General features: G+C 50.3%; 9 protein-coding genes. 4 read left to right on the top strand and 5 right to left on the bottom strand.

The genetic code is table 11. The features are described 5' to 3' along the window. Window positions 1-46: 46 nt before the first annotated feature. On the bottom strand, window positions 47-2,995 hold the full coding sequence (locus AB1S56_RS05410) for a glycosyl hydrolase family 28-related protein (protein WP_340872123.1): 2,949 nt from the start codon (window positions 2,993-2,995) through the stop codon (window positions 47-49). 240 nt (window positions 2,996-3,235) lie between these two features. Beyond that, entirely contained in the window at window positions 3,236-6,457 is a 3,222-nt protein-coding gene (locus tag AB1S56_RS05405) for a glycoside hydrolase family 2 TIM barrel-domain containing protein (protein ID WP_340872124.1), read from the bottom strand. A 251-nt stretch (window positions 6,458-6,708) separates the two neighbouring features. Between AB1S56_RS05405 and AB1S56_RS05400 the strand changes: the two genes are divergently transcribed. The 4 genes from AB1S56_RS05400 to AB1S56_RS05385 all read left to right on the top strand — a co-directional run bounded on the left by AB1S56_RS05400 (window position 6,709) and on the right by AB1S56_RS05385 (window position 12,679). Continuing rightward, on the top strand, window positions 6,709-7,623 hold the full coding sequence (locus AB1S56_RS05400) for an ABC transporter permease subunit (RefSeq protein WP_340872126.1): 915 nt from the start codon (window positions 6,709-6,711) through the stop codon (window positions 7,621-7,623). Window positions 7,624-7,639: 16 nt separating this feature from the next. Further along, window positions 7,640-8,533, top strand: a complete 894-nt coding sequence (locus tag AB1S56_RS05395; protein WP_340872127.1) for a carbohydrate ABC transporter permease — start codon at window positions 7,640-7,642, stop codon at window positions 8,531-8,533. 104 nt (window positions 8,534-8,637) lie between these two features. Further along, window positions 8,638-10,152, top strand: a complete 1,515-nt coding sequence (locus tag AB1S56_RS05390; protein ID WP_340872128.1) for an ABC transporter substrate-binding protein — start codon at window positions 8,638-8,640, stop codon at window positions 10,150-10,152. 229 nt (window positions 10,153-10,381) lie between these two features. After that, window positions 10,382-12,679: a helix-turn-helix domain-containing protein gene (locus AB1S56_RS05385; RefSeq protein ID WP_340872130.1), complete on the top strand. Its 2,298-nt coding sequence runs from the start codon at window positions 10,382-10,384 to the stop codon at window positions 12,677-12,679. A 6-nt stretch (window positions 12,680-12,685) separates the two neighbouring features. On the opposite strand, the gene AB1S56_RS05380 is transcribed toward AB1S56_RS05385, so the two are convergent. The 3 genes from AB1S56_RS05380 to AB1S56_RS05370 are packed head-to-tail and all read right to left on the bottom strand — an operon-like array spanning window position 12,686 to window position 16,622. Next, the gene (locus AB1S56_RS05380; RefSeq protein WP_340872131.1) at window positions 12,686-13,873 is read right to left on the bottom strand and encodes a response regulator; all 1,188 of its coding nucleotides are present in this window, start codon (window positions 13,871-13,873) and stop codon (window positions 12,686-12,688) included. Window positions 13,874-13,912: 39 nt separating this feature from the next. Further along, complete coding sequence (locus tag AB1S56_RS05375) at window positions 13,913-15,757, bottom strand: histidine kinase (protein WP_340872133.1); 1,845 nt, start codon at window positions 15,755-15,757, stop codon at window positions 13,913-13,915. A 31-nt stretch (window positions 15,758-15,788) separates the two neighbouring features. Further along, entirely contained in the window at window positions 15,789-16,622 is an 834-nt protein-coding gene (locus tag AB1S56_RS05370; RefSeq protein WP_340872134.1) for a carbohydrate ABC transporter permease, read from the bottom strand.

The raw sequence follows: 16,622 nt of genomic DNA, 5'->3' as shown, positions 1-16,622 counted from the left end.
ATGAAGTATATCAAGCAGTCATGCACCGCCGCACCACTGAAAACTCCTAATCTGTTACCGTCACTTGCTCGAAAGCAGATTCGTTCAGCTGTCCATTGTTTTTGCTTAACACAACAAGTCCGATATAAATGTTAGTTCCCATGGAAATTGTGTTCGATCCGACCTGTGTCCAACTGCTGCCGTCCGCGGACTCGTAAGCCGTAAAGGTGGAGCCCGAGCGAACCAGTCTGACCCAGTGCGGTGCCGACTGACTGTTGCCTAGCGTATAAGAGGTTGTCCCACCTGTCGACGTTCTTCTCAAAAACTGTGTCTGTGAGCCAGGCGTGATGTTCATAAGCGCATGCTTGGCATTCGCATCCAAACTGTCCCGAATCATCACTCCCGCCTTGGCATTGCTGTCCGTGTTCTCTACACTGCTTACTCGTGCGACAATTTCCCCGTCTCCGTATAACGTCCGATATACATAATGGAACTGATCTCCCGTCCCCCAAATATCGGAGCCTGATCCATACACCGTGAAGACACCGCTTGCATATTCCGCGTCTCCCGCAATGCCAACCGATCCAATGTCCGTCTGAAGCCACGGTGAAGGCAGGCCGGCAGGAGGCGCTGCCGTTATCACATCCACCCTGTCAGCGACATGGTAGTTGCCTGTTGAGCTCGCGTTGCGATTACCTGTAATACGCACACGAAGCGTATGCTCATCGTCTGCCAATACTGGGCTTGTGTACACTAGCGCGATATGCTGCCGCGTGGATTGGTACAGATCTACCATCGTCTCCGCTCCGCCGTCAATGGATACAGCAACAATGCCCATGTTGGTCCACTTCTCCGAATACAGCTTTGCCTGAGTGCCCTCAAATTTCACCTCGTAGTAGGCATTCGTGACATTCGACCAATGGTTGTCGCCATTGTAGGAATCCACATTAGAGCCTGCCGTCCACGTACCATTGAAGTTGAACTGGTGAAGTCCCGTACCGGTTGTTGCGTTGTTAACCGTCAGTGGTGTTCCCGATGGCACTTCATCCGTAGTTACACTGACCGCGCTGCTTGCACTAGACTCATTGTTAGCGGCGTCATAAGCCTTGATCGTATACGAATACGTCGTATCCGGCGTCAAGCTGGTATCCGTAAACGCCAGGCTGGCTGTCGTGCCGACAAGTATGCTGTTCCGGTAAATGCGGTAGCCTGCCACTCCGACATTGTCCGAGGATGCGCTCCAGGAGAAGGACGCAGTCGTTGTTGTCACACCTGTCGATACAAAGCTTTGAGGCACGGTTGGCGCCTGTGTGTCGCTGCCAGAGCTGCTGATCGTAATAGTGTGCTCCTTGATGCTGCCCCTGCCGCCGTTATCCCATACGAGCAGCGTGACTCGATAAGTGCCGGGCTTATCATAAGTGTATGAAGGCGAAGATGTTGTCGATGGTATTCCTGCACCGAAATCCCACAGCACATGGGCAATGGAACCATCGGAGTCAGACGAGGTATTCGTAAAGCTGACGGGCACGCCCGCCGTTCCTGTCGATGCTGCGCTGAAGGAAGCCGTGGGCTTGGCATTGGAGAAGCCGCGGGAAGTTAATTGCGTATTCGTGCCATTGCCGCTGACTGTATTGCCGCTCCAGATCAAGTGGCTTGCTGCAGATGGATAGGCATTAATTGAAGCCGCTCCATTACCCGTAATCGCATTGTTCACAAAGCTGAAGCGATCAACCCCAGCAGCAGTTGTAAACTGAATGCCCAGATCGTCATTGTCCTTGATATTGTTATTGTCCAGCGTGAAATCGGTGACATTCCCATTGACACGGAAGCCATAGCCTGAGCTTCCTGGATAAAGAGCAGCAGGATGATTTTTAATGGTGTCGTTGAAGTCATTTTTGTAGAAATAGTGATAAGCGGCAGTCGCCGTTCCTCCCTGAATCTGAGCGCCCCATTGGAGCATGTTCTCGAAGGAGTTGTAACCCCAATAAGCGTAGTGATTCGGTCTGGCCGGATTGCTGCCTGCAACCGTAATACCGAGCTGCATGCCGGAATCCACTACATTATCGGTGAATACTACGTTTTTGGAGCCAATCAGCTCCAAGCCGTATTTGGCATACGTACCATATCCAATTCGTTCAATCGTATTGTTTCTGACCGCCGAATTATTGGAGTCGTGTACGCTGATCCAGCTGTCCGTCACATTGTCTTCAATAATGGCGCGATCACAATCCTGCCACACCTCAATGCTCAATTTCTGATCGGTTAAGCCAGTATTCGTGATTGTATTGCCAATAATGACAAGATCGGAGGCGCCATCGTTTGCAAGTATGCCGCCCCTTCCGGTCCGATTAATTGTATTATTCAAAATTTGATTGCTGTGTGAGCCCCAAGCAATTCGGAAAGCGCTCCCCCATAAGGAGCTGTTCCCGATATCCAGGAAGGTTGTATTCTCAATGATGCTGTCGGTCACACCGTCGTTATAATGTCCGTTTGTCCCAACCAAATAAACACCGAATGGCCCAAAGCCGGAGGCTCTCGCCAGACTCTTAATAGTCAGGTCGTGAATATGATGCTCCCCGCCCTTATGTGCGTAGATCGCGCTGTACAGGCTGGTATTGTTATTGCCGTTCAAGGTGAACTCCGCTAGCTCAACGCCGGTTTTATTCGATAAAGCTATAATTTCGTTGCCGCTCCCAGTGTATAGCAATACGGTGCCCGCTTCGCTCTGACCGACGAGCGACGTGCCCGATTTCGGCTGCAGGGCGCTGCTGATTCGGTACACACCGTTCGGGATATAGATGGTATCTCCTGAGGAAGATGCATTAATGGCACTTTGGAATGCGCTTGTGTCATCGTTTGAATCACTGCCGTTGGCGCCGTAGCTGGTTACATTCAGCACAGCGGCATAAGCTTTTTCTGCGACAAAGGCTGGAAACAATAAGGATAAGAGCAGAAGCGCGTTCGTGAACCAAATGGTACTTCTTACGGCCTTTGATTTCTGACGAATGGCATACATACAAATACTTTCCTCCCTTATTTTTTGGTAGATGCCCTCTAGCCTGTCAAGATGCCTTGCAAGAAGAGATAAAGCTATCGGTGTGGATTCATGCATCGCCTCCCGTCGGTACCCCAAATACGTGCTTCGGTCTAGGTGCGAATCCTGATCGTGCCCACATTCTAACATGGCATATTCCGCGCTTTATACTGTAGAATCCGGTGAATAGTCGCCTAATCCGAGAACTCCTTGTTTCTTTTGCTATTTTCGAAGCAGGCGTTGTAAGAAACTTCTAGCTGAGGGATTATGTTCTGCGCGGTCAATGAGCTGAAGCTGGCACAACACAATGGTGCCCGCCCCCATTTTTTTCTCGCCCACTACACAGGCTGCCTTGCGTGCTCCCTGGCCATCCATTCCTCTAGTCGTCAGTACGGGATCGAACATAGGAGAAATTGTCATACTGTCCGCAATTGGAGTAATTCGGTCCACTTCCTTGTCGTACCAGAGCCGAAAATCATCCTCACGGAAATCAGCAACGAGCGGATGGCCGGTTCCCCGAGATACAAAGTGTACGGCGTTATACACGCAAGGCTGCACAATCACCTCGTCCCCCATAATGGAATAGCGTCCTGGCGGCCAGCCGTACAATATCACATGCGAGCCGTGTCTAACAGCCTCCTCGATCACCGGCTCCTGCCAGGTAAAGATGCCTGGATCGGTAATGAACAGCACGGAGTTATCCACGTTCTCCTCCAGCGCCCCTGTATCCAAAGCCTTGAATAGGAGACCTGCCATACGGGACTCTCTCTCTAATGAGACTTGTAGCTGCTCATCCTGGCCAAGCAGTATAATCTGGCGCTCCCTTAAGCCCTGATGACTCCATTCTGTCGAAGAGGTCGCATCGAGACTTGGCCAAGCCTCCAGCTCCAGCTCGGTATCGTTCAGCACGGCTCCACGGTCATCTACGATCCCCATGCGCAGCGTAAGCGGCGTTCGATCGGCTACAGCAGGCAATTGGAATTGGACGTAGCCCTGGAACCGGCTTCCGCAAACCGCAACCTGAGCAGGCTGTCTCCCGCTCGCAAGTAAAACCCCATTCTGCTCCAGCATGAAATAACACTCGGCACTCTTAGGAGCACTTCCCGAATCATTGCAGATCCAGGCTTCAATCTCTGCCGTCTCTCCAGCCGTATAGGCGAATCGGTCACTCCGCAAATTTGCAAGCAGCGGTGCTAGTGCGTCTCGTAATGCGAAGTAGGCAGGCTTTGCTCTTCGCTCGCAATCCATGACCGCTTTCATCCAGCCGGAAGGAAAGGCGTCGATTAACAAATGAATCGCTGTCGATACCATTCGGTTGTCTCGACGGAACGCCTCTGTCATCCAGCGTGTTGCCCTCGCCTGATGCTTCTGGCTTTGCCGGCACCACTCCCGCAGGCTTGCCGGTGTGTCATAGAAATAATAATGAAAGCTTCCTGTCTGAGCCTGAACAATGGCGCTCGGCGACCATTCCGTTTCCGCATCAGGATTGGAAGGTAGCCACTCCTTCGGATAATGCGCCAGCATCGTTTCTACAGCATCCAACCCTTCGGCGCCATATTCGCCGCAGCCGTAATACCAGTCCGGCTTGACTGCCGTCCAATAGCCTTTATGCAGCATCCCCGCATCGATGCCATGTCCGTTATACCATAACGTATAGCAATGATTGTCGGGCAGCCCGGGGCCCGGCGGATCATAATCGCCATCCACTGCCTTGATGACCCTATCAGGGTTGGCCAATCGTATCATTACATCCGCTGCCTCGAAAAACCTCTCCATTTCATCTCGAACGGCATGCCGATGAGGCTTGCAGGACGCATAAGGAAAAGGTTCATTAATATAGGAAACCATAATATTGCACGGATGAGAGCGAACAAGCCGCTCCATCTCGCCAACTTGCTTCAGCGCCTCGTCTATCCGGCTGCGAGGCAGCTTGCCGAACAGCGGAAGATCGGTTTGCGTCATCACGCCCAGTCTGTCGCACAGATCATAGATCTCCTGCTGTACCGGACGCTGCGTCAGACGCAAATAATTCAACCTCGCTATCTTCGCATACAGCAGATCGTCCCTCAGCTGGTCCCAGTCCTTCTTCATGACACACTGCTGCTCATGTCCCATCGTATTGGCTCCGCGCAGCCGAATCGGCTTGCCATTCAGACTGAACTTGCCTTTGCGCTGTCCGGTCTCATCCATTTGGAACCAGCGCATGCCGAACTGCCTGCAGACCGTATCCACTACCCGTCCGTGCTCGTCCAGGAGCTTGACTTGAATCTGGTAGAGCCACGGCGTTGCGGGCTCCCACAGTCTTGCATCCCGAATACGGAATCTCATACGGAACCGATTCATACCTTTCTCCGCTCTCAAGGGCTCATTCTTAAACCAATCATCGCCGGGCAGCAGCCTGGCAGCGTCCTCAGGGCTCAGTTTAGTTAAGTTCTCCTGCATGCCTTCCGAAGCCCAGATGAGATATTGACCCGCATGATCCGGTTCCAGCTTGCGATTCTCGAATACCACCTCCTCGAAGTTCTGGCCGTAGACGGATACCTCCATTGACACTTGTCTGCCGCCAGGATCCAGATTGCTCACTTCGATCCAGGTCTCTGCGCTTTCCAAATCCCCAAGCGGCCTAACAAAAATATCGTTCAGATATACGCGGGAACGGGCTTCCAGCCACATCTCCTGATAAATGCCCATGCCGGGAGGGCAATGATGCCAGCCATGCACAGGCTCATCATAGCCAGGTCCCGTAGCCGCGTACAGCTTATCCCCTTCGCATCGCACGCCCTTCTCGTCCGTGCTCCCCTGAACGACATAGTCGTTCTCCACCTGAATCACCAACACATTAAGGCCAGGCTGAACGCAGCGCTTAATCTCGAACTCGAATGGAGCAAAAAAACCTTCATGCGAGCCTGCGAAGCACCCATTCACAAACAGATGGGCGCGATAATCCACTCCACGGAAAACAGCGAACAGCGCCTCGGCGGACGCCATGCTCTCATCCAGCCATACCGTCGTGCGATAATAGACCGTCGCCAACCCCAGAGGTGCCCCGTAATGCGGGATCGTCACCCGCTCCCATTCTCCGCCCCCCTCCAATACGCTTGCAAAATCCCGGAAATCCTGCTCAGTGGCAATACGCCAATCGAACTCGCTTATCGCCAGTCGATGACGCTGCCCCCCCGCCTCTGGCGCCAAATCCATCATATAAGGCTCATGTATCTCTCTCATTTGAACTAGCTCCCTATGCAGCTGCTCATCGGTTTCCATACGTTGCAGCGGCTGGAACACCCCCCTGCTGGAAGCTTCCTTTCCATTAATAGCCTTCAACGGCAATACCTTATGCTCCAGCACAGGAGGCTGCGGCACCTCCAGCCCTTCCTTGCGATTCGACGAGTCGTGACCGGCAATATCGGCGAACGCATCGTTTCTTGATTGTCTCAATGTCATAGCTTCTTCTCTCCTTCAGGCATGGATTTACGCTCAACTATCCCTGTAAACGGCTTAAAATTAACATAAATAGATGAGCATGGATACTGTTGCATGCCTGAAAAGCTGTTCATAGCCGGGGACCTGTGGGCTGCAGGGGGCAGAATCCACTCTCTGACACACCTTTTACCGAAATGAACAGTATACGCTCGGACAATAGGTGTGCCATGATTTGAGCATAGCCAGAGAATAATAGATGATGGGGTGGAGTTATGAAAGCTAGTGCTTGGAAAACCTTCGTCAAAAATAAGGATTTGCTGCTTATAATGACGCCTGGTCTTCTGAAAATTTTTATTTTCGCTTATTTGCCTATGATTGGAGTTGTTCTTGCATTCAAGGACTTTCGTTACGATCTGGGTATATTCGGAAGCGAATGGGTCGGGTTCAAAAATTTTGAGTTTTTTTTCAACTCGCAATTTGCTTTCCGCCTGATACGCAACACAATTCTCTATGAGCTCGGTTATATGATCATCACGACGCTAGTCGCTTTGGTGCTTGCCGTACTGCTTAATGAAATTTCGTCAAGGTTCACCAAGCTGTATCAAACCTCCATGTTCTTGCCTTACTTCTTATCCTGGATCGTGGTGTATTATGTCGTTTATGCCTTCTTGGATATGAAGCATGGCCTGGTCAACAACACGCTTGTCTCTCTCGGCTTGGAGGCCAAAAATTGGTATTTGGACAGCGCGCCCTGGCCTTACCTGCTGAACATCATTTCTTTATGGAAAAAGATTGGCTTCTCCATGCTCGTGTATTATGCCGGTATACTGGCCATCAATCAGGAATATTACGAGGCTGCAAGAATTGACGGCGCCTCACGCTTTCAGATGGCTGTACGCATTACGATTCCAGTGCTTATGCCGCTTGTGTCAATTCTTCTTATTCTGTCGATTGGCGGCATGATGTCCGGCGACTTTGGTCTACATTACTTTATACCTGGCACCTCCGGCTTGACGTACCCGACCACTGATATTATTGATACCTTTGTGTATCGGGCGTTGACCGAAATCGGCAACGTGGGAATGGGCGCGGCCGTTGGATTTTTCCAATCGGCAGTAGGTCTTGTGCTCGTTCTCTTGGCTAACTATATCGTTCGCCTAATTAACGAAGAAAACTCTCTATGGTAAAGGCAGGTGCAGTCCGATGAAATCCGTCTCGATCTCCAATAAGACAGTGGAGCTTTCCATCCACATCTTGTTTATCCTGATCAGTCTGGCCATGCTGCTCCCGCTGGCCATTGTCATCATCGTATCGGTTACCGATGACAAGTCTCTATTCGCATATGGCTACAGCTTTTTTCCGGAAGTGTGGAGCATCAAGGCCTATCAGTATATTTTCAATTCTCCCTTAATTGTGCTGCGCGCTTATGGAGTCACTATGCTGACTACCATTCTAGGCACGATGGGCAGCCTGCTCCTTACCGCGATGGTTGGTTATGGACTGTCTCGCAGGGATTTCGCTTATCATCGCCCTGTTACTTTCTACGTCTTCTTCACCATGATCTTCAGCGGCGGTCTCATCCCATCGTATATCCTCTTCACGCAATATTTGCATCTGAAGGATACGATCTGGGCGCTCATCCTGTCGGGTATGCTCTCACCGTTCTTCATCATGGTTATGAAAGGCTTCCTATCCAAGGTGCCCTTCGAAATTATGGAATCCGCCAAGATCGACGGTGCCGGAGAATGGCGCATTTTCTTCCGAATCGTTGTACCCTTATCGACTCCAGCTTTGGCCACGCTGGGCCTGTTTATCTCATTCAATTACTGGAATGCTTGGTTCCCTGCTTTGCTGTATATCGACAATCAGCAGCTTGTCCCTCTGCAACTGCTCCTTGTCCGTATGCAGCGTACCATCAATTTCCTGCAGACCAACGCCGAATTCGTAACGGGTCTGTCTTACGACATCAGCAGCTTGCCGACCTTATCCGCTCGTATGGCCATGACTGTCGTGGCAGCCGGACCCATGCTGTTCGTCTTCCCCTTTTTCCAACGTTATTTCGTTAAGGGACTTACGGTTGGTTCACTAAAATCATAAGACTCGCGCTGACACCCGCTATCGTCCATCCATGCTGAAGACGTCCAGCTTGCGTAAGACGGTCGGTGCAGATATATTATTTCTAGGTTAGGGAGGTCATAGAAATGTACAAATGGAAAATGGCTAGCTTGAAGGTTTTTGTAGTAGCATTGGCACTCGTCATTGCAGGTTGCTCCGGTGGTGCTTCCAGCAACAATAACGCTACGCCGTCAGCCTCGACCAATACGGAAGGCACTGCGACTACTGAGCCTGTGGAAACGCTTGATCCTGTGGAATTAACATGGTATTTCATCAACTTCGAGCTGCAGACCGATTATGAATCCGTACAGAAGGCCATCAATGATTATCTTCAACCCAAAATCAACACAACCATCAAGTTTATGCCGGTTTTGGCTGGCGACTATACCGACAAGATGAATGCAGTAGCCGCATCCGGTGAAGCTTATGATCTTGCTTGGACGTCGAACTGGAACTTCCATTACGCTGACAATATCTCTAAGGGCGCTTTCCTGGAGCTTGACAGCCTGCTGGAAACACACGGCAAGGAATTCTATGAGTCGATGCCAGAGAAAGTATGGGAGGATATTCGCGAGAACGGCAAGCTGTACGCCGTACCGAATTATCAAATTGCCGCCAAACGCTCCGGTCTGATCATTCAGAAGGAATACGCCGACAAATACAATCTCGATACGTCCAATCTTCGCACCTTGGCCGACATCGAGCCATTCCTGGAGCAAATTAAACAAAATGAGCCGGATAACATCATTCCATATGGAACACAAGGAAGCGATTTCGAGCTTCTGTTCTACGGTCTGACTAATCTTGATCCCGCATTGGTTCGAGAAAATGGTGGCAAGCTTGTCCTTGAGAACCGGTTCGCATCCCCCGAATACATGGATTATGCGAAGCTGATCCGCAGCTGGAACCAGAAGGGCTATATCAGCCTGGATGCAGCAACATTGAAGCTGGCAGAACAGACGCAAACAGGCAATGTGGTTGTCGTATTCGATAACACCTTGAAGCCAGGCGGAGAGCCAGAGAGCGCCCAGCGGTTCGGCGGCAAGGAAGTCATCTATGTGCCTATGACTGACGCACAATATACAGGCGTGCGCCCTACCCTGACCGCTATCAGCAAGACGTCCAAAAATCCTGAACGCGCCATGATGTTCCTGAACCTGCTTAATACTGATTCGGAATTGTACAATATGGTTGCTTATGGCCTGGAGGGCAAGCATTACGAGAAGCTGAATGACAACACGATTCGACCAATCCCGAACGGCGGCTACAATCCTGGCGTTTCATGGGTATACGGCAATGAATTAATCGGTCACCTCATCGAAGGCAAGCCGGCGGATACGATTGAACGTACTATTGAAATGAACAACTCTGCGGAGCTTGCCCCAACCTTCGGCTTCTCCTTCGACAATTCGGAGGTGCAAGCGGAGAACGCCAACATTAAGGCGGTCAAAACAGAGTACGCTACGGCTATCAATACAGGCATGGTAGATCCGGAGGAGTACATTCCACGGTTCCTGGATGCTCTTAACCGAGCTGGCATTGATAAATACATTGCCGAGATGCAGGAGCAGTTCGATGCATTCCTAGCTTCCAGGAAATGAGTAATCCTCTATCGAGGCCTTTCAAAGATGAGCGACCGCGTTTAGAAGTAGGATTTATCGCCAAATAGAATTTCCGTTTTTCGAATGCTCGAAAACTTATACATTCTATTGTGGTAAAGTATTCATGATAGTAAGCCAGCCCTTATAATAGAGGAAACAGCAGACGACAAGCATTCGCTGCTGTTTCCTTTTGAGGTAATTATAGTATAGAGCTGGGGGGCCAACATTTATGAAACCGCTTCAAGGATCACCTTCCAAAAAATATTTGTACCGAATGATGTTCTCCATTACGATACTCGCAGTCGTTGTTCTGTGCTTGTCCTCGGCGGCCATCTATTATATATCCGAGCAAAAGATGCTGGAGCTTCAAAAGCAGCATAGCCAAAGCCTGCTGGGCCAAATCAATTACAATATTGAAAGCATGGATGAAATCGTTCGTCAGCTTTCCATCTCCTTGCTTAACGATAACGAGCTGCGGCCCTTGCTTTATCAATCGAAGGTTGAAGCCTTTGAGCTGATTAAGAAGATGAATCGACTCCGAACAGTAGTGACCTCCAGCTCCTATCTGGATTCCGTGGTGTTCTACAACGCAATTACGGATACCTTCTATGGGGAAGGCGCGCTCAAGACAAGCGTGCACACCCCTATGTTTGCTCCTGAGCTGAGGGCTCAAATTATGGACGATGCTTTTCCTGCTATTCGTCTGACGGCTCTTCAATCGAACGGAAAGGTTGACCGCTTTGCCTTCAAAGCTGCCGATCCGCTACCTGGACTGCCCGGTGAAAGCTTTATACTTGTAAACGTAAAGCCAAAGTGGCTATTCGATAACATTATGCTGATCAACAATTCTGCGGACATTAAAGACAATGATGTCTTTCTTGTACATGCCAACGGAAGCACACTGAATCCGTCAGGAGGCACTCTTGCCTTGGATGAGGAGATCATCTCGTCCATTGTTGCCCAGATTGACAAGGGTGAAGCCCACAGCAGCTATTTCATCCATTCCCATGAGAAGGAACGATATATCGTATCCTATTCCGATACTGCGGTTGATCAGACTTACATGATCAGTATTCAGAAATATGATGCCGTTGTTGGTCATATCGTTAAGCTCAGATCGACATTACTTCTGCTCGTTTCGGCTTTTTTTGTCATCTCCGTTCTTGTAGCGTTATGGCTTGGGCGTAACCTGTATCGGCCCGTAAAGCTTGTTCTGGACGTAGTCCGTACGGAATCTGTAGGTGGAGAGTCGGTGTCGTCTGGCGATGAGTTTGCCTATTTGTCCGGAACCTATAGAAGAATGATGCTTCGATTGAAAAAAGCGGAGAAGGAGCAGCGCAGCAATAAGCAAATCGTATTTAATTATCAAATGCGTCGGCTTGTCTCAGACAGCTCTCGCTTTGAAGCTGATGAGTTCTGGAGTCTCTTCTCGGAGGACGGCTCGGAGCTGAATGCAGCTGAACAGTTCAATGTCGTTCTCTTTAAGCCGGATGAAGGCTTGCATGGAGATGAGAATACATCCATTCTCCGCTTCGCACTCCAGAATATTTCGGAGGAGGTGGTGTCGAGGCTATATCCCTGCCGCGCAGCCGATATGCGCTCCGATCATGTTATTCTTATCCTTGCATCCTCTACCCAGTTGAACATTGATGCACTGTCGGAGGGAATTGCTGAAACGCAGCGCGTGTTTGCCTACTTGTACAAAACGACTGTTAGCGTATCGCTCGGCGAGACCGTAACCGACTTCCGCCATCTGTCTCGATCCTATGAGAGCGCTCAGCAAACGATGTTGTATTCGCCTATTTATGGCAGGGAAGCCCTTATTGTGCCCGGTATGGTTGCCAACAATATGATCTGCACATCAAATCATATATCGCCAGACCTGGAGCGCAAATTGATGGAAGCCATTAAAAGCTTGAACATTCAGGCCATCGAGGCCGCATTAGACAATGTCCTTGAAGAAATTGCAGCCTTCCATCACGATTATTTGCATTTTTCCTTGCTGCACTTGCTGGTCATTATTAAGTCGGCGGTGAAGGAGATGAATGACAACCGTTTACTGCCTGTGCTCTCCGATCTTAATTCCTTAAGCAAAAGCTTGCAGGTATCGGGCACATTCCAGGAGTTTAGAACGATTGTTCTAAACACCTTTCATGACCTTGTTAACAATCGTCCTCATGAGAGGGACGATCGCAATCGTATTTTGACCGAAACCATCAAGGATATTATCAAGCAGAACTACCGCAATAGCGCGTTGAACATGCATATTATCGCTGATCTGACGCGCATTTCAGCCGATTATGCCAGCCGGCAGTTCAAGAAAGTGGAGTCGATCTCCATCTCGGATTATATTAACGAGGTCCGCTTGCAGGAGGCTGTGCTCATGCTTGAACAAACGAACAAAACGGTTCAGGAGATTATGAACGAGGTCGGCTACACCAATCAGAGCTACTTCTTCAAGCTGTTCAAACGCAGATTTGGCACCACTCCAAGAGATTACCGGCTGAAGAAGACAATGATGGAATAGTTACCGTTAGACATGGGCTTTCTCTACCCGGAACTGGCTGGGCGTACATTCGAAATGCTTGCGGAATACCTGCGTGAAGTGGCGCACATCAGGGTACCCCACCAGCTCCGCGATTCGAGTGATGGTCATATCTGGATGGCGAAGCAGCTCGGCCGCTTTATCCATCCGAAGATGGGTCAGGTATTCCTTGTATCCCGTACCCGTCTTCAGCTTGAACAGCTTGCTGAAATAGACGGGGTTCAAATAAACGATGGAAGCGACACGCTCAAGCGTCAGGTTTTCATAATATTGGCCTTTTATATATTGAAGCGCAATATCGATAGCATCGCCCTTGCCGCTGGCGTGATCCACTTCCTCCTGCTCTTGATCCGAGAACGCCGTCATGGACGAGTGGAACTTGCGAATTTCCGATGGGATGGCGTAGAAATCCGTCAATTCCGCACTCATGTACAATTGATAGGGCTCCCTTAAGCACAGGTCCAGCTGCTGTATGGCTCCTGATTGGAAGGCGTCAACACCGCCGTCTCCCAGCAGCGTAACAACGCCAACCAGGAAATCGTCATCCATATTGACGAGAAAACCCTTCCCGTTAAGCTGAATATATTCGCTCATCACATTCTCCACTATGAAATTGCGCAGAGACAGCTCCTTGTGGCTTTCCAGCTTGACGGCCACCAGGTGAAACCGTTGATACTCCGAGCAGATTAAGCTCATATCGAAGCAGCCAATATCCAGGCCTTGAATCCATCTGCGGAATACCGCTTCTCGCAAATAATTCAGGTTCTGCTCCATGATGCTTGCGTCGATGGGAGCCTGCTCCTGCTGCCGCCACGCCTCCAGAAGCGAAGCAACGGACTTGATAATCTGCTCCTTGCCGAACGGCTTCAGAATATAATCCTCGGCGCCGAGACGCAGGGCCTCCTGGGCATATTTGAACTCGGAATGTGCGGATACGACAATCCAATGAACGCCCCTATGCTTCTTGCGCGCTTCCGCCAGCAGCTCAAGTCCGTTCATCCCAGGCATCATGATATCCAGGAATACCACATGAATACGCTCGGTCATAAGAAGCTGAAGAGCCTCCGAAGCCAGGGATGCTGTACTCACCTGCACCGAATCAGCAAACTCCTTGTTAATGGTGCGCTTCAAGCCCTCCCGAATCGTCCGTTCATCGTCTACAACCAAAATACGCATCTCTGCTTCAGCCTCCTCCCGCTCTCGCATCAATCATCCTTACCTAAATCGTAATGCCGAGGTATCAGGAATCATAATCGTTACCGTTGTGCCTGCATGCTCCTCGCTTTCAATGCGCAAGCCATACCCTTTGCCATATTCCAGCACCAGTCTCCTATGCACGTTCAAGAAGCCCGCACCCGAGCCTTGCGACTTGCCATTGATCGGGGGCTCCACTGACAAGCTCCTACGCTCCTCCTCCATCAGCTCATCCCATTCCAGACGTTCAGCTCGATGAAGGGCCAGCTTAAGCTCCTGAAGCTTGCCCAGCGGCATGCCTGCTCCATTATCATGGATATGAATTTCAATAGCCTGGCCGGCGCGATTCGCCGTAATGGTAACCTGCCCTTCACCCTTGTACGTGGACAAGCCATGAATCACCGCGTTTTCAATTAACGGCTGCAGAGTCATCTTGGGCAGCGAAGCCATTAACAGCTCATCCCCAATAGGATGAGCGACATGAATACGCCCGTCCGACCTAGCGCTGATAATGGCCATATAATGACCAATTTGCTCCAGTTCGGTCTCTAGCGTGGCCATTGCATTCCGCCAATCGCTGCTGTACCGGAACATACGTGACAACGACAACACCAGCTGTGCCAGCTTCTCATTCTCTTGCTCGTCCAGCAGCCAATAAATCATATCGAGAGTATTGTACAAAAAATGAGGGTTGACCTGCGACTGCAGCGCATGGATCTGAGCGTTCTTCTCGCTGGCTGTAGCCAGCTTATTCCGGTCCAGTAATCCATTGATCTCATTCATCATACGATTGAAGCTGGCATTGAGATAATTGATTTCGTCATAGGATTGCTGTACAGAGAGCTTGGTGGCCAGATCGCCTCTCTCCACTCTCCGCATCTCCTGCACGATGGATTTAATCGGCTTGGACACCGATCGTGACAGGACAAACGCGATCACAACAGCTATAACAATCATCGCCACAGTGACCATCACAAAATAGCGGTTCGCAGCCGCCTGCTCCAGTCTTGCAACAGGCTTAGGCGTTATCGTCAGGAGCTTCCAGCCGAGCTTCGGGTCCTGTCCCGTAATGATGAGGTGCCCGCTGTCACTCTCATCCCGGGCATGCTCGCTGAAAGTATATCTGGACAGGTCGGTCAGCTCCGCCATCCCCTCCAGGCTTCCCGGCTCTTCATGGGGGTGGGAAGAAACAAGCAAAGCATCCGAGGACGAATAGACATATGTTCGGCTTTCTGGTTTGATCATCAGGTTATTCATAGACGAGATAAAGGTCTGCGGATTTGCTTCGATGATGAGCACACCAATGGGCCGGCGTGTTGCCAGGTTAGTCAGGAGCCTGCCGAATGTAAATACGGGATCTTCACGCACCGTAAGAGACTGCTCGCCCATCATCCCGCCCCACAGCAGAGAACCGTCTGAGCGCATAACCTCCTGATGGAACTCCCCGTCCAGGAAGCTTGCATTAATCTCATGAGTTGTAGATTCGTAGCTGTACACATTCCCTACTGGCGAGATGACATGTATGCCCTTAACATCGTTATAGCTGTAAAAAATCGTCCCCAGCGCACCCATCATAAGCAGCTGCTTATTAAATTCGTCCATCGCGGTTGGCTCTTCGCGGGACAGCAGGCGCTGGATTTCGGCGTTGCTCATAATGGACTTGGCCAAGCTGTCATAGCCTCTTGCAAGCAGAGAAAAGTTATCCATGGCCTGCGATACATTCCGCTGGGCGGCCTCGCCAACCCGCAGATCAATTTGCTGCGCGGTATATTGATAGAAGGCCCCTGTCAGCCCAATGATTAGCACGAGCGTAGACAACAGGGTCCACATTAACAAACGCGCCCGGAATGTATTCAGTCTCAGCATGTCAATCTAGTTCCTTCCTGCCTGATATCCCTTATCCTTTGACAGCCCCGGCTACCATCCCCTTCGTTATTTTGTCCGACAGGACAAAATATACGCTGACGACCGGCAAGGCGCCCATAACGAGATACGCGCCAATCGCGCCATAGTTGGCGTTGTATTGCCCAACAAAGCTGTTCAGGCCAAACGGCAGCGTCTTCAGGCTATCGGAGGAAAGGAAAATGGCCGCAATAATATATTCGTTCCAGATGGAGATAAAGGTCAGAATGGTGACCGTCATAATCGGCGGCACCATAACGGGCAATATAATATTGAAAAAGATTCGATAGATATTCGCCCCGTCGATCATAGCGGACTCTTCGATTTCCGCTGGGATGCCTCTCAGGAAGCCGGATAGGATAAACACGGCGATCGGAATGGAGAAGGCCACATATGGAATAATGATGGATGCATGCGTATTAAGCAGCTCCAGGTTTTTGAATATAATCATAAGCGGAAGCAGTGTGGATTGAATCGGAATCATAATGCCAATCATAAACAACAGCATCACGACATTTCCATACCGCCACTTGAATCTGGTTATCGCGTAGGACACCATGCCGCTCAACACGATCGTCACGAGTAACGTGATGCCTGTCACCCAGATACTATTGCCAATATACTTCAGATAGCTCCCCGAAGTAAACGCATCAACATAATTTTGCCATACCCATTCCTTCGGCAGGGCAAAAAACTGTCCTGACATAATTTCGCTGTTCGTCTTGAAGGAATACAGCACCAGCCAAAGCAGCGGATACAGCTGCGTTACGGCCAAAATCCCCATGACCACCCATGCGCCCGCTCGTCTCAAAGAACGTAAATCCTTCAT

It is taken from the genome of Paenibacillus sp. PL2-23 (assembly GCF_040834005.1).
Taxonomy (GTDB): domain Bacteria; phylum Bacillota; class Bacilli; order Paenibacillales; family Paenibacillaceae; genus Pristimantibacillus.
Note: the sequence above shows the minus strand (reverse complement) of the source record. Positions and strands in the feature narration are given on the sequence as shown.

Coding starts and splice junctions, on each gene's coding strand:
- AB1S56_RS05380 (WP_340872131.1), bottom strand. CDS start 13,873: ATGCGTATTTTGGTTGTAGACGATGAACGGACGATTCGGGAGGGCTTG.
- AB1S56_RS05375 (WP_340872133.1), bottom strand. CDS start 15,757: ATGCTGAGACTGAATACATTCCGGGCGCGTTTGTTAATGTGGACCCTG.
- AB1S56_RS05390 (WP_340872128.1), top strand. CDS start 8,638: ATGTACAAATGGAAAATGGCTAGCTTGAAGGTTTTTGTAGTAGCATTG.
- AB1S56_RS05385 (WP_340872130.1), top strand. CDS start 10,382: ATGAAACCGCTTCAAGGATCACCTTCCAAAAAATATTTGTACCGAATG.
- AB1S56_RS05405 (WP_340872124.1), bottom strand. CDS start 6,457: ATGACATTGAGACAATCAAGAAACGATGCGTTCGCCGATATTGCCGGT.
- AB1S56_RS05400 (WP_340872126.1), top strand. CDS start 6,709: ATGAAAGCTAGTGCTTGGAAAACCTTCGTCAAAAATAAGGATTTGCTG.
- AB1S56_RS05370 (WP_340872134.1), bottom strand. CDS start 16,622: ATGAAGGATTTACGTTCTTTGAGACGAGCGGGCGCATGGGTGGTCATG.
- AB1S56_RS05395 (WP_340872127.1), top strand. CDS start 7,640: ATGAAATCCGTCTCGATCTCCAATAAGACAGTGGAGCTTTCCATCCAC.
- AB1S56_RS05410 (WP_340872123.1), bottom strand. CDS start 2,995: ATGTATGCCATTCGTCAGAAATCAAAGGCCGTAAGAAGTACCATTTGG.